Annotated in this window: 19 protein-coding genes and 1 riboswitch; of the genes, 12 read left to right on the plus strand and 7 right to left on the minus strand. The window is 57.1% G+C overall.

Translation table 11 applies throughout. The annotated features are described in order from the left end of the window. Nucleotides 1-35: 35 nt before the first annotated feature. A complete protein-coding gene (locus AC6I8N_RS06450) occupies nucleotides 36-938 on the minus strand; it encodes a gluconeogenesis factor YvcK family protein (RefSeq protein WP_497830304.1) in 903 nt (300 codons plus the stop codon). A gap of 193 nt (nucleotides 939-1,131) precedes the next feature. Continuing rightward, nucleotides 1,132-1,267: riboswitch (molybdenum cofactor riboswitch) on the plus strand. On the opposite strand from AC6I8N_RS06450, the gene moaA reads away from it, so the two are divergent. The 7 genes from moaA to AC6I8N_RS06485 all read left to right on the plus strand — a co-directional run bounded on the left by moaA (nucleotide 1,257) and on the right by AC6I8N_RS06485 (nucleotide 5,873). Continuing rightward, nucleotides 1,257-2,243 carry a GTP 3',8-cyclase MoaA gene (moaA, locus tag AC6I8N_RS06455; RefSeq protein WP_415173763.1) on the plus strand — a complete coding sequence of 329 codons (987 nt, stop codon included), beginning with the start codon at nucleotides 1,257-1,259 and terminating at the stop codon, nucleotides 2,241-2,243. (Overlaps the previous riboswitch by 11 nt.) 16 nt (nucleotides 2,244-2,259) lie before the next feature. Continuing rightward, nucleotides 2,260-2,775: a molybdenum cofactor biosynthesis protein B gene (gene moaB / locus AC6I8N_RS06460; RefSeq protein WP_021182458.1), complete on the plus strand. Its 516-nt coding sequence runs from the start codon at nucleotides 2,260-2,262 to the stop codon at nucleotides 2,773-2,775. A 2-nt stretch (nucleotides 2,776-2,777) separates the two neighbouring features. Further along, nucleotides 2,778-3,263, plus strand: a complete 486-nt coding sequence (gene moaC, locus AC6I8N_RS06465) for a cyclic pyranopterin monophosphate synthase MoaC (protein ID WP_021182459.1) — start codon at nucleotides 2,778-2,780, stop codon at nucleotides 3,261-3,263. Continuing rightward, complete coding sequence (gene moaD / locus AC6I8N_RS06470; protein ID WP_021182460.1) at nucleotides 3,256-3,501, plus strand: molybdopterin synthase sulfur carrier subunit; 246 nt, start codon at nucleotides 3,256-3,258, stop codon at nucleotides 3,499-3,501. The genes moaC and moaD overlap by 8 nt, the downstream gene beginning before the upstream one ends. A gap of 2 nt (nucleotides 3,502-3,503) precedes the next feature. Further along, the gene (moaE, locus tag AC6I8N_RS06475; protein ID WP_021182461.1) at nucleotides 3,504-3,956 is read left to right on the plus strand and encodes a molybdopterin synthase catalytic subunit MoaE; all 453 of its coding nucleotides are present in this window, start codon (nucleotides 3,504-3,506) and stop codon (nucleotides 3,954-3,956) included. Between the two features lie 14 nt (nucleotides 3,957-3,970). Beyond that, the gene (locus AC6I8N_RS06480) at nucleotides 3,971-5,068 is read left to right on the plus strand and encodes a DUF1615 domain-containing protein (RefSeq protein WP_497830305.1); all 1,098 of its coding nucleotides are present in this window, start codon (nucleotides 3,971-3,973) and stop codon (nucleotides 5,066-5,068) included. 97 nt (nucleotides 5,069-5,165) lie between these two features. Continuing rightward, on the plus strand, nucleotides 5,166-5,873 hold the full coding sequence (locus AC6I8N_RS06485) for a Bax inhibitor-1/YccA family protein (protein WP_013508359.1): 708 nt from the start codon (nucleotides 5,166-5,168) through the stop codon (nucleotides 5,871-5,873). Between the two features lie 32 nt (nucleotides 5,874-5,905). On the opposite strand, the gene AC6I8N_RS06490 is transcribed toward AC6I8N_RS06485, so the two are convergent. Genes AC6I8N_RS06490 through AC6I8N_RS06500 form a run of 3 tightly spaced genes read right to left on the minus strand, consistent with a single transcriptional unit; the run spans nucleotide 5,906 to nucleotide 8,900 of the window. Then, complete coding sequence (locus AC6I8N_RS06490; RefSeq protein ID WP_497830306.1) at nucleotides 5,906-6,898, minus strand: lysylphosphatidylglycerol synthase domain-containing protein; 993 nt, start codon at nucleotides 6,896-6,898, stop codon at nucleotides 5,906-5,908. After that, on the minus strand, nucleotides 6,898-8,142 hold the full coding sequence (gene clsB, locus AC6I8N_RS06495; protein ID WP_021182464.1) for a cardiolipin synthase ClsB: 1,245 nt from the start codon (nucleotides 8,140-8,142) through the stop codon (nucleotides 6,898-6,900). The genes AC6I8N_RS06490 and clsB overlap by 1 nt, the downstream gene beginning before the upstream one ends. Further along, the gene (locus tag AC6I8N_RS06500; RefSeq protein ID WP_497830307.1) at nucleotides 8,139-8,900 is read right to left on the minus strand and encodes an endonuclease/exonuclease/phosphatase family protein; all 762 of its coding nucleotides are present in this window, start codon (nucleotides 8,898-8,900) and stop codon (nucleotides 8,139-8,141) included. Before AC6I8N_RS06500 ends, clsB begins: the two co-directional genes overlap by 4 nt. A 176-nt stretch (nucleotides 8,901-9,076) precedes the next feature. Here AC6I8N_RS06500 and AC6I8N_RS06505 point away from each other — a divergent pair, with 176 nt between their 5' ends. From AC6I8N_RS06505 to AC6I8N_RS06520, 4 genes are all read left to right on the plus strand, one after another. Next, nucleotides 9,077-9,469 (plus strand): YbhQ family protein, encoded by a 393-nt coding sequence (locus tag AC6I8N_RS06505; RefSeq protein WP_013508363.1) that lies wholly within the window; start codon nucleotides 9,077-9,079, stop codon nucleotides 9,467-9,469. Nucleotides 9,470-9,669: 200 nt separating this feature from the next. Continuing rightward, on the plus strand, nucleotides 9,670-11,025 hold the full coding sequence (rhlE, locus tag AC6I8N_RS06510; RefSeq protein ID WP_021182466.1) for an ATP-dependent RNA helicase RhlE: 1,356 nt from the start codon (nucleotides 9,670-9,672) through the stop codon (nucleotides 11,023-11,025). Between the two features lie 4 nt (nucleotides 11,026-11,029). Beyond that, nucleotides 11,030-11,986, plus strand: a complete 957-nt coding sequence (gene dusC / locus AC6I8N_RS06515; RefSeq protein ID WP_036624493.1) for a tRNA dihydrouridine(16) synthase DusC — start codon at nucleotides 11,030-11,032, stop codon at nucleotides 11,984-11,986. A 76-nt stretch (nucleotides 11,987-12,062) separates the two neighbouring features. After that, nucleotides 12,063-13,268, plus strand: a complete 1,206-nt coding sequence (locus tag AC6I8N_RS06520; protein ID WP_021182468.1) for an MFS transporter — start codon at nucleotides 12,063-12,065, stop codon at nucleotides 13,266-13,268. A gap of 47 nt (nucleotides 13,269-13,315) precedes the next feature. On the opposite strand, the gene AC6I8N_RS06525 is transcribed toward AC6I8N_RS06520, so the two are convergent. After that, the gene (locus AC6I8N_RS06525) at nucleotides 13,316-14,926 is read right to left on the minus strand and encodes an inorganic phosphate transporter (RefSeq protein ID WP_497830308.1); all 1,611 of its coding nucleotides are present in this window, start codon (nucleotides 14,924-14,926) and stop codon (nucleotides 13,316-13,318) included. A gap of 164 nt (nucleotides 14,927-15,090) precedes the next feature. Here AC6I8N_RS06525 and AC6I8N_RS06530 point away from each other — a divergent pair, with 164 nt between their 5' ends. Beyond that, nucleotides 15,091-16,116 carry a CorA family divalent cation transporter gene (locus AC6I8N_RS06530; protein ID WP_497830309.1) on the plus strand — a complete coding sequence of 342 codons (1,026 nt, stop codon included), beginning with the start codon at nucleotides 15,091-15,093 and terminating at the stop codon, nucleotides 16,114-16,116. Nucleotides 16,117-16,205: 89 nt separating this feature from the next. Here AC6I8N_RS06530 and AC6I8N_RS06535 read toward each other — a convergent pair whose 3' ends face one another. After that, the gene (locus tag AC6I8N_RS06535; protein ID WP_497830310.1) at nucleotides 16,206-17,270 is read right to left on the minus strand and encodes a L,D-transpeptidase family protein; all 1,065 of its coding nucleotides are present in this window, start codon (nucleotides 17,268-17,270) and stop codon (nucleotides 16,206-16,208) included. 187 nt (nucleotides 17,271-17,457) lie between these two features. Further along, nucleotides 17,458-19,272, minus strand: a complete 1,815-nt coding sequence (locus AC6I8N_RS06540) for a glycoside hydrolase family 15 protein (protein ID WP_497830311.1) — start codon at nucleotides 19,270-19,272, stop codon at nucleotides 17,458-17,460. Between the last annotated feature and the right edge of the window lie 102 nt (nucleotides 19,273-19,374).

Raw genomic sequence — 19,374 nt, forward strand, 5'->3', positions numbered from 1 at the left:
GGTGAGTCGTGGCGGCGTGTTTATCACGCCTTGTTTCAAAATGCCTGGATGGCATGCTCCAGCGCCAGGCGTAACAACTGGCGGTCATGGCGATATTTGATATCCGCCGCTTCCAGCGGTTCACGGACAATTAAGCGTCCTTCCACACCGCGAATATCCGCTGCCGGGCTGACCACCACCGCATCAATCACCCGTTTGCCTATCGCTTTTTCCATAATTACCAGCTTATCCGCGACGGTCAGGCGAGCGGCTGCCGGACTGAGTTCGCGCCCAAGATTACCGATAAACACCATAGTGGCGGGGGTACGACGCAGCGCACGCGCCATCTCTTCCATCAGCAGAATTGGCATCAGGCTGGTATAAAAACTGCCGGGACCGATCAGAATCAAATCGGCTTCAGCAATCGCGTCCAGTGCTTCCCGGGTGGGCACCACATTCGGATGTAGCATCAATTGCTGCGGTGCTTGTTGCATCTCATCGACGGCGGTTTCGCCGTAAACCATATTGCCTTCGCTATCCTGCGCCACCAAATCCACGGGCTGCTCTGACATCGGAATCAAGAACGCATCCACTTTCAGCAGATTACGAATGATATTGATCGCTTCCAGTGGCCGCACGCTGAGATGGTCGAGCGCTTTCAGGATCAGGTTGCCAAGATTGTGGCCAGCCAGTTCGCCGTTGCCGGTGAAGCGATATTCGAACATGGCGGAACCGACGCTCGGTTCCGTGATCAACTGGTTGATACAATTGCGCATATCGCCCCAGGCGATGCCGCCTTCTGAACGGCGGATGCGTCCGGTGGACCCACCGTTGTCGGTGGTGGTCACAATACCGGTCAGGCGTGAGCCGAGCGGAGCCAGCGAGGACATCACGCGACCAAGGCCGTGTCCACCGCCCAGCGCCACCACGCGATCCAAATCTGCCAGGGTACGATTCATGTTGCTCCTTATCACTGACGCTCACCCGTTGAGCATCAGTTAAACTGATATGTATCAAAATCTGTCGGTTATTTTAACGTATCCTGTCGCGAAAATGCGGTGAAAAAACGTTATGTATCAATATATATAGCGAAAATCCGCGATGGAAGCGAACAACAAATCGCGCTAACATTCGGGCAACCCTGTTGTTCGAATGGACAACATACACTCAAAGCCTGATTGCCTAAGTCCTCCGGATAGGGTGTTCAGGCCGCAGCCCCGAGCTGCCAGGGTGCAGAAAGAAATGCCTGCATCTCCCGTATTTGGAAAGGTGTTCAGGTGTCACAATTTACTGATGCATATGCGCGCAGCTTTTATTATCTGCGCCTGTCGGTCACGGACGTGTGTAACTTCCGTTGTACCTATTGCCTGCCCGATGGCTACAAACCGCAGGGTACGCGCAATAAAAGTTTTCTCTCGCTGGATGAGATCCGCCGCGTGACGCGTGCCTTTGCGGCCGCGGGCACTGAAAAAGTGCGTCTGACCGGTGGTGAGCCCTCTTTACGTCGTGATTTCACCGAAATTATCGCTGCGGTGCGGGAAAATGCTGCCATCCGCCAAATCGCGGTGACCACCAACGGCTATCGGCTGGCGCGTGATGTGCGTGACTGGCGTGCTGCCGGGCTGACCTCAATCAATGTCAGCGTCGATAGCCTTGATGCCCGCCAGTTTCATGCCATCACCGGTCAGGACAAATTTCATCAGGTCATGGCCGGGATTGATGCCGCGTTTGAGGCGGGTTTCAGCAAGGTCAAAGTCAACAGCGTGCTGATGCGTGATATCAACAGCCACAGTCTCGATACCTTTTTACAGTGGATCCGCACACGTCCGATTCAGTTACGTTTTATCGAGCTGATGGAAACCGGCGAGGGCAGCGATCTGTTCCGTCGCCAGCACATTTCCGGCGAGGTGATCCGCGATCAACTGCTGATGCAAGGCTGGCAACGTCAGCCGCGCGGGCGCAGCGACGGTCCGGCGCAGGTGTTTCGCCATCCGGACTATCTCGGCGAAGTCGGTCTGATTATGCCTTATGAAAAAGATTTCTGTGCCAGCTGCAATCGCCTGCGTGTTTCGGCGATCGGCAACCTGCATCTGTGCCTGTTTGGCGAGGGGGGCATTCCGTTGCGCGATCTGCTGGCTTCCGATCAACAGCAGGATGAGTTACAGGCGCGTATCGCCTTAAGCCTCGGGCAGAAAAAGCAGACGCATTTTCTGCATCAGGGCAACACCGGTATTACCCAAAATCTTTCCTTCATTGGTGGCTGACAAAGGAGTTATGGCCATGAGCAAACTTTCCGGCGACTTTGTTGCCCTTAATGTGGCGGTGATGACGGTGTCTGACAACCGTGATGCCGCCAATGACACCTCTGGTGATTACCTGCGTGAAGCACTGAGCGAAGCCGGACATCAGGTGGTGGATCACGCGATTGTCGCGGATAACCGTTATCGCATCCGCGCCACGGTATCGCGCTGGATAGCCAGTGAAGATGTCCAGGTGGTGATCATCAATGGTGGTACCGGTTTTAACAGCAAAAACAGCACGCCTGAAGCGCTGCTGCCGCTGTTTGACCGGGAGATTGAGGGATTTGGCGAGCTGTTCCGCATGATCTCGTACGAAGAGATCGGCAGTGCCACGTTGCAGTCGCGTGCAGTCGCGGGTATGGCGAATGAGACGCTGATTTTTGCCGTACCCGGATCCGGTAATGCCTGCCGCAGCGCGTGGGAACGCATCATTGCCGATCAACTGGATGCACGCACTCGCCCATGTAATTTTGTCTCACATTTGAAGAAGTTGTAAGTATGTCCTCGTTAACCCATATCAATGCCGCCGGTGAAGCCCATATGGTTGATGTCTCCGGCAAAACCGAAACGGTACGCGAAGCCCAGGCAGAAGCGCTGGTGCTGATGCAACCGGCAACGCTGCAAATGATCATCGATGGCAGCCATCACAAAGGTGATGTCTTTGCCACTGCCCGCATCGCGGGGATTCAGGCGGCAAAACGCACCTGGGAACTGATCCCGCTGTGTCATCCTCTGATGCTGAGCAAAGTTGAGGTGACGCTGGTTGCTGAACCCGAGCATAGCCGGGTACGCGTCACTTCACGCTGCCGCCTGACCGGCAAAACCGGCGTCGAGATGGAAGCCCTGACGGCGGCTTCAGTGGCGGCGCTGACGATCTATGACATGTGCAAAGCGGTGCAAAAAGACATCGTTATCGACCAGGTACGTTTGCTGAGCAAAAGCGGCGGCAAATCCGGTGATTTTCAGGCGGTGTCCCATGATTAAGGTGCTGTTTTTTGCTCAGGTGCGTGAACTGACCGGCACCAGCGCGCTGGAGTTATCGCCGGAATATGCCGATGTGGCGGCCCTGCGCAGTGCGCTGGCGACGAAAAATGATCGTTGGGCGTTGGCGCTGGAATCCGGGAAATTGCTGGCGGCGGTCAATCAAACCCTGGTACCGATGAGTCATCCGTTGCGCGCCGGTGATGAAGTGGCCTTTTTCCCGCCTGTGACCGGGGGTTGATGATGGAAACCCGTATTCGCGTCGGCAGCGCAGCCTTTAGCGTGGCCGAGGAGTATGCCTGGTTGTCTGCCCATGACAGCGATGGCGCCGTGGTGACCTTCACCGGGAAGGTGCGTAATCATAATCTTGGTGACAGCGTAGCGGCCTTGACGCTGGAACATTACCCCGGCATGACGGAAAAAGCGCTGACGGAAATTGTCGACGAAGCACGTCAACGCTGGGCGCTGCAACAGGTTTCGGTGATCCACCGTATTGGTGAACTGTTTCCTGGTGAGGAAATTGTATTTGTCGGCGTCAGCAGCGCGCATCGCAGCAGCGCGTTTGCCGCAGCGGAATTTATTATGGATTACCTGAAAACCCGTGCGCCGTTCTGGAAACGTGAGGCGACGGCACAGGGCGATCGCTGGGTGGATGCGCGCGATAGCGACCATCAGGCGGCAGAACGCTGGAAATAACGTAAAGGAACCCGATGGAAGCGACTGTAATACTCAAGCGTGCAGCGCTGTTGGCGGTACTGGTGCTGGCGGGATGTACCAGCAGCAAAAAGCAACCCGAGGCACCGGTTCGCCAACCTGGGGATGTGAAAGCACAAATCCGTCAGTTATTGCCCAGCCACGTTACGCAGAAAGCGGACTGGGCTGATGATATTTATACCGCCTTCCGTACTCAGCAAATCAATCCCAGCGTCAGCAACCTGTGCGCGGTGATCGCGGTGGCCGATCAGGAATCGAACTTCAGCGCCGATGCGGTGGTGCCGGGCCTGCCAAAAATCGCCTGGGCTGAGATCAACCGGCGTGCGGGCAAGCTTTTTATCCCGGCCTTCGCGGTACGCACGGCGTTGCAGATCAACTCTCCCACCGGTGAAAGCTACGCGGCGCGCCTCGACAAAGTGCGCAGCGAGAAAGAGCTGAGCGCCATTTTTGATGACTTCATCGATATGGTGCCGCTGGGACAAAAACTGTTTGGCAACCTTAACCCGATTCATACCGGCGGTCCGATGCAGGTCAGCATCGCTTTCGCCGAAGCGCACGCCAAAGGCTATCCGTGGCCGGTGGAGGGTTCGATTCGTCGTGAAGTCTTTACCCGACACGGTGGTATGTATTTTGGCATCATGCATTTGCTGGGATACCCGGCGGATTACTCACAGCCGCTGTATCGCTTCGCTGACTTTAACGCCGGTTGGTATGCCAGTCGCAATGCCGCTTTTCAGGCGGCTGTGGCGCGTGCCAGCGGGATCAAACTGGCGCTCGATGGCGATCTGATTCAATATGGCAGCGATGCCGCCGGGGCGACAGAACTCGCGGTGCGCAGCCTGAGTAAGCAGCTGGACATGAGCCAACGCGAAATCCGTCGCGATCTGGACAAGGGCGAAAAGCCTGAGTTCAGCACTAGCGTATTATGGAAACAGGTGTTCACGCTGGCGGATAAAATGGCGGGTAAACGTCTGCCGCGCGAAATGTTGCCGGGTATTAAGCTGGAAAGCCCGAAAATCACCCGTAACCTGACCACCGCATGGTTTGCCCAGCGCGTGGATGGCCGTTATCAACAGTGTTTGACGCGCCGTTGACGCGGCAAGTTATAGGCTCCAAACTTACAGAGTTTGTTTAACAACTAAACCCGCGCGATAAATCGCGCCGCAACATGAATCCATTGAGAGGTGCATCATGGACCGATATCCACGTAACGATTCAATCGTGCAGCAGGCCTCCGCCGGGCTGCAAACCTATATGGCGCAGGTGTATGGCTGGATGACCTGTGGTTTGCTGCTGACCGCGTTCGTCTCCTGGTTCGCGGCGCGCACGCCTGCGGTTATGGAGTTGGTGTTTGCTAACCGCATCACCTTCTTCGGTCTGATCATCGCTCAGCTGGCGGTGGTGTTTGTGCTGTCCGGAATGGTGCATCGTCTGAGTGGCGCGCTGGCGACGGCGTTATTTATGCTCTATTCGGCGCTGACCGGCCTGACGCTCGCCAGTATTTTTCTGGTCTACACCTATTCGTCAATCGCCAGCACCTTCTTTGTCACCGCCGGGATGTTTGGTGCTATGAGTTTTTATGGCTATACCACCAAACGCGATCTCAGCCGTTTCGGTAGCCTGCTGTTTATGGCGTTGATTGGAATTTTGCTGGCGTCGCTGGTGAACTTCTGGCTGAAAAGCCCGGCGTTGATGTGGGCGATTACCTATATCGGCGTAGTGGTGTTTGTTGGCCTGACGGCATATGACACCCAGAAACTGAAAGCCATTGGCGAGACGGTGGATGTGAATGACAAAGAGAATCTGCGTCGTCTTTCCATTATGGGTGCGCTGACGCTGTATCTCGACTTTATCAACCTGTTCCTGATGCTGCTGCGTATTTTCGGTAACCGCCGTTAACCCCCATCGTAGCGGCACGATAAATCGTGCCGCTACGATGATGTACCGTTTTCTGACGGTGTCGGTTTTGCCATCTTCCGTTCATTCTTCTGCCGTAAATGCCGGGCGCGGCTCTCCAGCCACAGGTACAACACCAGCGCCAGCAGCAGCGGCAAAATAAAATACAGCACACGATAGGCCAGCAGCGCGGCAATAATGGTGCCGTGTGACGTACCCTGACCACTCAGTAGCGCCAGAAATACTGCTTCCAACACGCCGATCCCGGCGGGGATATGAATAATCACCCCGGCGATACTGCTGATCAGCAACACCCCCAGCACCTGCGGATAATCCACCTGTTGTGCCAGCAGCAACCAGATAATCGCTCCCATCACCATCCAGTTGGCGCAGGACACCGCGAATTGAAACAGCGCCATGCGCAGCGAGGGGAGTTGCAGGTGCTGGCCCTTTATCGTCCAGTGACGTCGTTTGGCAAAGGCGCAGGCCCACAGATAGATCGCGACCAACATCAGCAACGCGCCGCCGATCAGTCGCAGGGTGTTTTCGCCGATAAACCAACCCGCGGGAAGGGGAACCATACCCGCCACAAAAACCACGCCAGCCAGCAAAATGTAGCCCAGCCAGTTGGTGGCGATGCTCAGCGAGAAAATGCGGGTGATGGTGCCGCCGGGTAAACCCAGTCGCGAATAAAGGCGATAGCGCATAGCTACGCCCCCGACCCAGGTACTGAGCGTCAGATTGAAGGCATAACAGATAAACGACACCAGCATCACCTGACGTTTAGCCAGTTTATGGCCGCAGTAAGCGCGGCCAATCAAATCATACAGGCCATAGGTCAGGTAGCTGATAACAACCAGCGCCACCGCGCTGAACACCAGCGTGCGGTTGTAGTTGACGATCACCTGATAAACGTCATCCCAGTTTACCTGGCGGGCGTACACCACCAGCAGCACCAGCACGGCGATAAAAAATAACCCGGTAAGGATTTTCTTCACGCGCTGCCAGCGCGAATGTTTTTTACTCATCAGGGTCTGGCTCCTTTGTTTTCGGCCTCAACGCGATCCTGGGTTTCCATTTCCGGTTGTACCGGGGGAACAACCTGCGCCAGCCGGGGCGTATGGGCGGGTAACCATCCGGCAATCGCCGGGAAGTGACGTAAGAAGTGGAAGACCAGCACGCTTTTGGTCAGGTGCCACCAGGTGCGCGGTGGCAGCTTATCGCCCTCAACCCGTTCGCAATCCTCGCGTAGCAACTGCTCAAGGTTTTCCCGCAGCGTTTGGTTAAAGGCGCGGTCATGCACCATCAGGTTGGCTTCCAGATTGAGTGACAAGCTGAGCGGGTCGAGATTACTGGAACCGACGGTTGACCACTGCTGATCCTGCACCGCGATCTTGCCATGCAATGGACGACGGCAATATTCGTACACCTCGACACCGCCATCGACCAGATAGTTGTACAGCATCTCAGCGCCCACTTTGACAATCGGCATATCCGGCTCGCCCTGGACGATCAACCGTACCCGCACGCCACGACGCGCGGCATGGCGCATCGCACGCAGCAGACGATAACCGGGGAAGAAGTAGGCGTTGGCGATGATCACATCCTGTTTGGCTTTGCGCAGCATGTCGAGGTAGTGCTGTTCGATATCATCACGATGGCCGTCGTTGTCGCGAAAGACGAACAACACCTGCGCATCACCCGGCAGGGCATTCAGCGCCGGACGATGCGAGCGATGGCCCCACCAGCGGCGGGTCACCTGTTCGCTGCCGATGGCTTGTTGCACGTAGCGCGCAATATCCAACACCACCGGACCTTTGACCTCAACGGCGTAGTCCTGTTTGGCCTCTGGCCCAAAGTCGGTGTTATGTTCGGCAGAGAAATTGATGCCACCCACAAAGGCGATGACCTCATCAATGACCACGATCTTGCGGTGCAGGCGCCGGAACAGGTTGGTGCGCATCCCCAGCACCAGCGGGCGCGGATCAAAATAGATAAAACGCACGCCCGCAGCGGTCAGGCTATTGACGTAGCTGTCTGACAGGTCCGGTGAGCCATAGCCGTCCACCATCACTTCAACCCTGACGCCACGCTGCGCCGCCGCCAACAATTCGCGATGCAACGCATTACCAACCTGATCCTCAAACAGGATAAAGGTTTCCAGTAGCAAGGTGCGTTCGGCGCGCTGGATGGCACCAAAGACGCGTGGAAAGAAGGCCTCGCCATTTTCCAGCAGGTGGAGTTGGTTACCGTCACGCCAGCTAAAATTCATAACACCACCTCGACTGCCAGTGGCGCATGGTCTGACAAATGCGACCAGGGTTTTACCGGCAGCGCCCACGGCTGGCTGATGGTGGCATTGCGGATATAGATGCGGTCCAGGCGCAGCAACGGAAAACGTGCCGGGAAGGTGCGCGCCGGGCGACCATTCTTTATGCTGAACACTTCATCCAGTCCGGCATGGCGTTTAAGGTATTTGTTGGCCCGAACCTGCCAGTCATTAAAATCACCTGCTACCACCAGCGGCGCATCGGGGGGTAGCGTGGCGATCATCTCGCACATCATGCGCAACTGAGCGCGACGATGCGGCTCGCGTAGACCGAGATGCACGCAAATCACATGCAGCGGCTGCCTTTGCCCCGGCAGGCTGATTTTGCAGTGCAACATGCCGCGCTTTTCACCTCCGGCAACAGAAATATCGCGATTTTCATACTCTACGATCGGAAAACGTGACAATATCGCGTTCCCGTGATGTCCTTCAGGGTACACCGCGTTGCGGCCATAGGCATAATCGTGCCACATGGTGTCGGCGATAAACTCGTAATGTGAAGTTTCCGGCCAGTTTTCAATGTGTAAGGCGTGGATGGCGTGGGTGCCCATCACCTCTTGCAGGAAGACAATATCGGCCGAAGTCGCCCGTGCAGCATCGCGCAATTCCGGCAGGATAAAGCGGCGGTTGAAGCTGGTGAACCCTTTGTGGGTATTGATGGTCAGGACTTTTATCGAAAATCCTTGTGCATTTTGTGTCATACTGCGACGCGCTCCTTTTCATCATCAACCGGATAAAGTGTAGTCTTTGTCACAAATGGAAGGCGAAGGGAGCAGAAAATTAGGGTGTTATCCGAAATTTGCCTTACATTGAGGAAATCTGTCTGGCCGCGGCCAGATACACTTGGGCGATCTGTTGGGTCTGCCAGGAGAAGAGAATGAAATGGTCTAATCGTGTTCAGATTGTTACCGGACAAACCTGCGTTCATATTGCGATGCACCTGCTGGTGATTGCCGCGCTGGTCTGGGGCTGGAAACATAAGGCGCTGGTTGAAGTGAGCAGTACCCTGGTGGCGGCCTACGTTGTGGTGTTTATCACCATGCTGGTCACACAGCGTAGTGCCCGTTTGCGTATGCTAGGCGACTCTCTGGAAGAAGTGACCACCACCTACTACTTTGGAGCGGCAATGTTGACGCTGTTCCTGGTGTCACGCATCATCCATAACAACCTGCTGCTGGGCTGCCTTGGTGTGGTCATGCTGGTGGGACCGGCGCTGGTTTCCCTGCTGGCGAAAGAACCTGCGCAGCGCGTGCAGAAGAAACGCAGTTAACTGATGGTAGCGGCGCGATTTATCGCGCTGTTTTTTTTACAGTCGATTATCGCGCAATGCTGGCTGAAAGCTGCTACACTGCCGCGCTTACGCATGGTAGTTTGTGCCCTTTTCACACGTAGGCTTTAGGCTTGCGTCATATCCCCCCTGAAAACTACATCGCAAACTGCGGTCAGGGCGGTTCGGAGTAATACACCTGCATGTCTTTTGACTCTCTCGGCTTGAATGCCGATATTTTGCGTGCGGTAGCGGAACAGGGCTATCGTGAACCGACGCCAATCCAGCGTCAGGCTATTCCCGTGGTGTTGGCTGGTCGTGACCTGCTGGCGAGCGCCCAGACCGGCACCGGCAAAACCGCCGGTTTTACGCTGCCCTTGTTGCAGCGTCTGTCAGCAAAAGATGCACCCGCGCGCGGACGTCGCCCGGTGCGTGCGCTGATCCTCACGCCAACCCGTGAACTGGCCGCTCAGGTCGGTGAAAACGTACGTGATTACAGCCAATACCTTAACCTGCGTTCGCTGGTGGTATTTGGTGGCGTCAGCATTAATCCGCAAATGATGAAACTGCGCGGCGGCGTAGATGTGCTGGTGGCAACACCGGGCCGTCTGCTCGACCTGGCGCATCAGAATGCCGTCGATCTGTCCCATGTGGAAATCCTGGTGCTGGATGAAGCAGACCGCATGCTGGATATGGGCTTTATCCACGATATCCGCCGTGTGCTGGCGAAACTGCCTGCCAAACGTCAGAACCTGCTGTTCTCCGCCACCTTCTCCGACGAGATCAAGTCGCTGGCGGAAAAGCTGTTGAATAACCCGGAGCAGGTGGAAGTGGCTCGCCGCAACACCGCGTCTGAGCAGGTTTCGCAGCAGGTGCATTTCGTTGATAAAAAACGTAAACGTGAACTGCTGTCGCTGATGATCGGTCGCGACAACTGGCAGCAGGTGCTGGTGTTTACCCGTACTAAACACGGCGCCAACCATCTGGCTGAACAGCTGAATAAAGATGGCATCACCGCTGCGGCAATCCACGGCAATAAAAGCCAGGGGGCGCGTACCCGTGCGCTGGCTGATTTCAAAACCGGCGGCATTCGTGTGCTGGTGGCGACCGACATCGCTGCGCGTGGTCTTGATATCGAAGAGCTGCCGCATGTGGTGAACTATGAACTGCCGAACGTGGCGGAAGATTATGTACACCGTATCGGCCGTACCGGTCGTGCCGCCGCGACCGGTGCTGCACTGTCGCTGGTGTGCGTTGACGAGCACAAGCTGTTGCGTGATATCGAACGTCTGCTGAAGCGTGAAATTCCGCGCATTGCGCTGCCGGGTTTCGATCCGGATCCGAGCATCAAAGCGGAGCCGATCCAGAATGGCCGCCAGCAGCAACAGCAGCGCGGTGGTCGTGGCCGTGGTCCGGCAGCGGGCGGTAATCCGCGTCCTCAGGGGGAAGGCCGTGCGCCACGTCCACAGGGCGAAAACCGTGCGCCGCGCCGTCAGGGTCAGGATGGCAAACCGGCGCGCTCACGCCGTCCGGCGGCCAGCAAAAGCGGTAATCACTAAGGCGATGCGGGTTTTACTGGCGCCGATGGAGGGCGTGCTCGATTCGCTGGTGCGCGAGTTGCTCTCCGAAGTGAATGATTACGATCTGTGCATCACCGAGTTTTTGCGCGTGGTCGATCAACTGCTGCCGGTAAAATCTTTCCATCGTCTCTGCCCGGAACTGCAACATCAAAGCCGCACGCCGTCCGGGACGCGTGTGCGGCTGCAATTGTTGGGGCAATATCCCGAGTGGCTGGCGGAAAACGCCGCGCGCGCGGTGGAGCTTGGCTCCTGGGGTGTTGACCTCAACTGCGGTTGCCCGTCGAAGCTGGTTAACGGCAGCGGCGGCGGGGCGACGTTGCTGAAAGATCCTGAGCTGATTTATCGCGGCGCGAAAGCGATGCGGGAAGCGGTACCGGATCACCTGCCCGTCACGGTCAAAGTGCGTCTCGGCTGGGATTCCAGCGAACGGCGTTTTGAGATTGCCGATGCGGTGCAGCAGGCGGGGGCCAGCGAGCTGGTGGTGCACGGTCGCACCAAAGAAGAAGGCTACCGCGCCGAAAGCATTAACTGGCAGGCGATTGGTGAAATCCGTCAGCGGCTGCGGATTCCGGTGATTGCCAATGGCGAAATCTGGAACTGGCAGGATGCGCAGGATTGCCTGCGTATCACCGGTTGCGATGCGGTGATGCTGGGACGCGGCGCGCTCAATGTGCCCAATCTGAGTCGCGTAGTGAAGTACAACGAAGCTCCGATGGCGTGGACCGATGTGGTCGCGTTGTTGCAGAAGTACACCCGGCTGGAAAAGCAGGGTGATACCGGTTTGTATCATGTGGCGCGAATCAAGCAGTGGCTGGGTTATCTGCGCAAGGCATATCACCAGGCGGATGGGCTCTTCAGTGAAATCCGCACCTTAAAAGTCTCGGCTGACATCGCGGCGGCAATTGAACGCCACGCCCAACGTTGCATTAACCAGACATAAAAAAATCCGCGACCCGTTAGCAGGCTAAGGGTATAGTAGTGCTTCAACTTCACCCAGTTACGCAACGCCACCGCACATGTCTGACGCCGCTGTACTGAGTAATGCTCAGTTAAATAAACGCATTGTTTCCGTCCTGATTTTCACCTTTTTTTGCTATCTCTCCGTAGGTCTGCCGTTGGCGGTGCTGCCGGGATTCGTGCATAACCAGCTCGGTTTTAGCTCGTTTGTGGCGGGTCTGATTATCAGCGTTCAATATTTCGCTACCTTAATGAGCCGTCCACACTCCGGTCGTCTGGCAGATCGCTTTGGTCCCAAACGCGTGGTGATGCTCGGCCTGATCTGCTGTGGCATGAGCGGCGTGTTGTCGATTGTCGCTGCACTTTGCCGTGACATACCGCTTCTCAGCCTGCTGTTGCTGGCGTTGGGGCGCGTCTTTCTTGGTGTCGGTGAGAGTTTCAGCAGCACCGGTTCTACCCTGTGGGGCATGAATATTGTCGGACCGCTGCAAACCGCGCGCGTCATCTCATGGAACGGTGTGGCAACCTATTTCGCGATGGCGATTGGCGCACCGCTCGGCGTGTTGCTGAATCAGTGGTTCGGCATCAGTGGCTTTGCCGGGCTGGTGGCGTTGATGGGGCTTGTGGGATTTGTGCTGGCGTATCAAAAGCCGCCGGTCAGCGTTACGGCGGGGGTGCGCATCCCGTTTCATCGCGTGGTCAGCCGCGTCTGGTTGTTTGGTCTGGCGCTTGGCTTTGGCACCATCGGTTTCGGGGTGATCTCCACCTTTATCACACTTTATTTTGCCAGCCGTGACTGGACCGGCGCGGCCTTCGCATTGACGGTATTCAGCCTCGGTTTTGTCATTGTGCGCCTCGGCTTTGGTCGCTACATCACGCGTTTCGGCGGCCTGAAAGTTTCGCTGGTGTCCTTCGTGCTGGAGTGCGCCGGGCTGGTGCTGATCTGGCAGGCCGACAGTGCCTGGCTGGTTGATGTTGGGGCGTTCCTGACCGGTGCAGGTTTCTCGTTGATTTTCCCGGCGCTCGGCGTGGAAGCGGTGAAGCAGGTGCAGCAGCAGGATCAGGGATCGGCGCTTGGCACCTATTCAGCCTTTCTGGATTTGGGGCTGGGCTTGACTGGCCCGGTGGCGGGATTGCTGATCAGTCACTGGGGGATGCAGTCGGTGTATCTGGCGGCCGCGCTGATGGTGTTGGGCGCGTTCCTGATTACGCTGCGCCTGCAACAACAGCGCGGCCGTCGTTCGGCCGTGCCGACCGCAGGTTAATACTTCTCTGCTATCCGGCACGGGTGCGCAGACATGGCGAATCACCGTTAAAGATGGATAAACAGGGCGTAAAGCAGCCCGGCAAGAAGCACGGATACCGGCAGCGTCAACACCCAGGCGACGGCCAGATTACGTAAGGTCGCGAGCTGCAAACCGGAACGGTTGGCGGCCATCGATCCGGCGACCCCGGAAGAGAGGACATGGGTGGTGGACACCGGCAGACCAAAGCCGTCGGCGGCGCCGATGGTTGCCATCGCCACCAACTCGGCGCTGGCCCCCTGGGCATAATTCAGATGGGTTTTACCGATGCGTTCTCCCACCGTCACCACAATACGCCGCCAGCCGACCAGGGTGCCGAGGCCCAGCGCGATGGCGACCACCACTTTTACCCACATCGGGATAAAACGGGTGGCGCTGTCCAGCTCGCGTTTCAGCGCCACCAGGTTGCGTTCCGTCTCTTCCGGCAGCGCCACTTTAGCGCTTTGCAGATGCTTAATCGATTCCGAAGCGAGATACATATCATTACGGGTATTGGTGACTGACTGCGCCGGAATGTTCTCCATAGAACCGTAGCGGCGAATCTGATCGCCGATAGCGCCGAGCATCATCCCCAGCGCGGGCAGTACCTGGGGGCGAGGCTGGCCGGTGCGCACAAACTCGGTTAACACCTCGCGTGGTGCCGCGATCTCTGAGGTAGACGAACGTAACGTCAGCAACTGCTGTTCCGTGATCTGCGTTAACGCGGCGACGCGTGGAATCTGGTCTGGCGGCAGTGAGCGGTTGAGGGCATAGGCAATCGGCATGGTGCCGACGAGAATCAGCATAATCAGCCCCATTCCTTTCTGACCGTCATTGGAACCATGCGCAAAGGAGACCCCGGTACAGGTCAGGATCAGCAGACCCCGGATCCACACCGGCGGTGGCTGGTCGTTTTTCGGCGCTTCATACAACTGACGGTTGCGGATCAAGGCTTTCATCGCCAATAGCAACAAGGCGGCACAGATAAAACCGACCATCGGCGACAGCAGCAGCGAATAGCCGACTTTAAGCGCCTGATCCCAGTCCACGCCGCTGGTGCCGCTGCGGCCATGCAGCAGGGCGTTCGCCACTCCGACACCGATAATCGAACCGATCAACGTATGGGACGATGATGACGGCAGGCCAAAATACCAGGTACCCAGGTTCCAGATGATTGCCGAGAACAGCAGGGCATACACCATGGCAAAGCCATTGCCGCTGCCTGCCTGGAGAATCAACTCCACCGGCAGCAGCGAGATAATGCCAAACGCCACCACGCCGCTCGAGAGCAGTACGCCGAGAAAGTTACAAATGCCGGACCACACCACCGCCACGCCGGGCGTCAGTGAGTGGGTATAGATTACTGTGGCGACCGCGTTGGCGGTATCGTGGAAGCCATTAACGAATTCAAAACCGAGGGCAATCAGCAAGGCCAACCCCAGCAGAAGAAAGGGGGTATAGCTGGTGACGGGCGCGCCGGTATCGGCGACATCGTTAAACAGGTTGAGAGCAGTGAAGGCCAACCCGGCCAGCACCAGCAGCAGAAAGAGTGCACGGGAAAAGCGGCCGCCGCGCGGGTGTAAATCAGGACGTCCGCCGATCGATGACGACACTGACGCAGGTAAACTATTTTCGCTCATGGCACACCCCGGTGGTGGATGATGATGCCGGATAGCATCCGTTACCCGCAGTGTGATACCGGTTTTGTATGACAGAATGATGATATTGCCGGTGGCCTGTCATCTCTCTGTCATCTTGCTGACGCAGGCTGAGTGTCTGACCGCTGCCGGATCTCCTGATTGCTATGCTCCAGCCTGTTCTGCCGCTTACCACGCTGCCCGACTTCAATAACGAAGTGGCTGGGCTGATTCATGGTTATCTGTTCTCGCCCGATTCTCCTCCTCAGCGGCTCAGTGCGCGCGAAGCGTCCCAACTGGCCCGCCAGACCTTGCCGGAAGCGCATTTCCTCTGGCTGCATATCAACCTGAATCATGCCCGCGCCGAACGTTGGGTGCAGGTCCATTTTGATGTCGACAGTGATTTCTTCGATGAGATTCACTCCGCTTCACCGCGCACCCGCCTGGCACAACAAAACGACGCGCTGTTGGCGGTGCTGAATGATGTCACCTTCAGTCGCGAGGAGCACAGTGCGCAGAATGCGACGCTGTGGATGTGGTGCCGCCCGCAAATCATTGTCAGTGCGCGCTACCGGCCGGTCGGGATGATTGAGCGTATGCATCAGCAACTGGGGCGCTTGTCGTTTGCGCAACCCGATGCGCTGCTGCTGTGGCTGCTGGGCGAGCAGGAAGCGCAACTGGAACAGGTGGTACGGCGTTCCAGCGCGGCGGTGGACGCGATTGAAGAGCGCCTGCTGAGCCAGGCGATCAAAGCCAATCGCAGCGAACTGGGGCGTCTGCGGCGTATGTTATTGCGCATCCAGCGTCTGCTGGCACCCGAACCGGCGGCATTATTTCGCCTGTTGAACCGTCCACCCGGCTGGCTGAAGCGGGAACCGCTGAGTGAGCTACGAATTTTTACCGAAGAGTTCAGCGTGGCGCTAAATGATCTCGCCAGCCTGATGGAGCGGATTCGGTTATTGCAGGAAGAGATCGCCGCCCGCCTGATGGAGCAGAGCAACCGCACGCTGTTTTTACTCACGGTGATCACCGTGCTGGCATTGCCGATCAACATCGTGGCGGGATTTTTTGGTATGAACGTGGGCGGCATTCCGTTGGCGAGCAACCCGCACGGCTTTTTATTGCTGGTATTGCTGGTGCTGGCGTTTACCCTGGTGGCGGGCTGGCTGGCGCTGCGGCGGCCCCGGAGCTAACAGGTTGCGCGATTTATCGCGCGATGTTTTATGTCAGGCAACAAAAAGCCAGCCCGAGGGCTGGCTTTTTCTCATGATCCACGCAGGGATTACGAGTTGTTATTCGCCGTGGTGCTGTTGGCTGCTGCCGGAGCCGGGATGCTGGCACCCTGTGGGGTCATCGGCTCTTCTTTCGGCATTGCGTTCGGGGTTTCCTGTACCGGGATTGGCGCAGGCATAGCTTCACCCGCCGGGCCATTGATTTTGGTTGGCATACCCGTACGCGCCTGGATAGCGTTGTTGACCGCATCCTGGTTGGTGCTGGCATCCGCAATCACTTTGGTCACCGCCGCCGTCAGCGTAATCGGTACGATTTCGCGTGAGTTGAATTGCTCTTCGGTGGTGGACAGCGGGTTGTGAACTTCCACGTAACGTGAACCGTCCGGCTCGACAGTGGCTTTCACCGGCTGATCGATAAACTGGACGCGCGTACCAACCGGCACGTTTTTGAACAACCATTTGATGTCGTCAGCACGCAGACGCACGCAACCATGACTTACGCGCAGACCGATACCGAAGTTGGCGTTGGTGCCGTGAATGGCATACAGACGACCAATGTACAGTGCGTACAGGCCCATCGGGTTATCCGGGCCAGCCGGGAATACTTCCGGGATGGATTCGCCGCGTGCCGCGTATTCAGCGTGCATCGCTTTGGTCGGGGTCCAGGTCGGGCCATCTTTCTTACGCTGAACGCTGGTGGTCCAGTTGATCGGGGTATCTTTACCCAGCTCGCCGATACCAATCGGCAGCACCACTACGGTTTTGGTGCCTTTCGGGTAGTAGTAAAGACGCATTTCAGCGCTGTTGATCACAATGCCTTCACGCGGAGCGTCAGGCAGAATCAGCTGCTGTGGGATCACCAGGTTGGTGCCTGCTTTCGGCAGATAGACGTCAACGCCCGGATTGGCTTCCAGCATGTTGCTGAGGCCCATCTGGAACTGAGCGGCAAAGGCTTCCAGCGGAAGTTTGCTGTCTTCAGGTACGGTAACCTGAATATTTTCGCCAATCAGACGACTGTTAGCGGGCGGTAGCGGATAAACCACCGCAAAGGCCGACTGGCTGAACGCCGCCAGTACGAGGGCGAGTGAAGCGAACGCGCGAATGCTCTTTTTCATGTTTTTACAAGTCGTTATAGCCGTATTTCAGGCTTGTCAGTGTGTCGAATCCATCTTGGTCTTAGTGACCCGCTGCGCATTATATGTGCATTGAAGCGGTGATGGGAATCACGATTTTAACAGGTTGAACATACTTTACGTAAATAGCTGTAATAAGCCGTTTATTCAGATTGCCACGGGCCTGATTTCAGGGTTGCCACAGGGTGACTTCACCACTCAGCTTGCGGTTCAGAAAGAACGCCGTACTGATTAACGCCAGATGGGTCAGCGCCTGGGGCATATTACCCAACGCATGACCATGCGGGGTAAATTCTTCGGCATACAGCCCCAGCGGATTGGCGTAACTCAACAATTTTTCAAATTCGAAGTGCGCCTCATGCACCCGACCGGCGCGTGCCAGGCACTCAACATACCAGAACGAACAGGCAGCAAATGATCCTTCACCGCCTTTCAGCGCATCGGCAGGGGTTTCGTTGATGTTGTAGCGACGTACCAGGCCGTCACTCACCAGATGGGTTTTGATCGCGTCCAGCGTCGCCAGCCAGTCTGGATCGGTGGCACCGACAAAACGCACCAGCGGCATCAACAGCATCGAGGCATCGAGAAAGCGTCCATTGCGTGTCGCGGTAAAGTGCCCCAGCTCCGGGTTCCAGAAGTTTTGCCAGATATCATCGCGGATGGCGCTACGCATGCGATCCCAGCGTTCATAGGGCATCGGTAATGAACGTTTCAGGCCGAGGCGCAGGGCGCGATCCAGCGCCACCCAGCACATCAGGCGCGAATGGAGAAAGTGTTGCGGCTCGCCACGCATCTCCCAAATTCCGGCATCGGGCTGCTGCCAGTTATCGCATACGTAATCGATCATGTTGGCAACGTGCTTCCAGCCGCGTTGGGAGATCGCCTCGCCATATTTGTTGGCAAGATAGATGGCGTCCATCAGCTCACCGTAAATATCCAGTTGCGTCTGCCGCCAGGCGTCATTGCCAATGCGCACCGGGCGGGAATTGGCGTAGCCGGAAAGGTTAAGCAGTTCGGTTTCATGCAGCTCGGTGCCGCTATCCAGACGATACATCACCTGCAAATGCGGCGTGTCATCGTGGCTGTGCTCAACACAGCGTCCCACCCAATGGGTAAAACTTTTCGCTTCTTCCACATAACCGAGGCGCATCAGCGCATACATGCTGAACGAGGCGTCACGAATCCACGAGGCGCGATAGTCCCAGTTGCGCTCCCCGCCCAACTCCTCCGGCAGGCCAAAAGTGGCGGCGGCGGCAATCGAGCCGTGCTGATGGGAGGTCAGCAGTTTCAGTGCCAGCGCCGATCGCGTCACCATCTCCTGCCAGCGGCCACGGTAAGAACTGTGTCGGCTCCAGCGCCGCCAGTAGTGCAGGGTGTCGCGAAAACAGCGTTCAGTCGCCAGTGTGTCCAGATGGGGATCGTCGTCGCTGCCAAACACAAATTCGGCATGCTCGCCCGCCTGCAAAGTGAAATTGGCGGTGGCGCTATGATTTTCCCGCGTCATCACCACGCTGGCGCTGAGACGTAACGAGGGCTGGCCCTCGGCATGAAAGGCGATGCCGCCAGGCCGCGCTTCGGTGTACGTCTCGGCGCGCGCATAATCATGGCGAGGGGCGCAGAGCAGGTTAAAACGCGCAGAACCGCGCACCATCTTCACCCGGCGTACCAGGCGTGGCAGCTTGCCGCTTTCATCGCAAATCGGCATGTAATCGGTGATTTCCGCGACCCCTTCTTCGCCCAGCCAGCGGGTTTGCAGAATATTGGTATCAGGCAGGTAAAGTTGCTGCTGGCGCGCATTCTTCCATTGCGGGGCCAGTGAGAACAGCCCGGCTTCGTCGCTGTCGAGCAGGGCGCTAAACACCGAGGGGCTGTCGAGCTCGGGCCAGCACAGATAATCGATGGTACCGTCACTGGCGATCAGCGCGCAGGTGCGTAAATCGCCAATCACCCCGTGATCCTCAATCTTGCGTTTGATTGCGCTCATCCTGCCTCCGTTACGCCAGTCCGTTGTTAACTATAGCCGAAACGGTATGTGCGACTGCGGCGGGGCACAGAACGATAACTTCTATACTGTGGAGACACCCTA

The sequence above is a fragment of the Pantoea sp. X-Soil-TKNS-1279 genome (genome assembly GCF_059730565.1).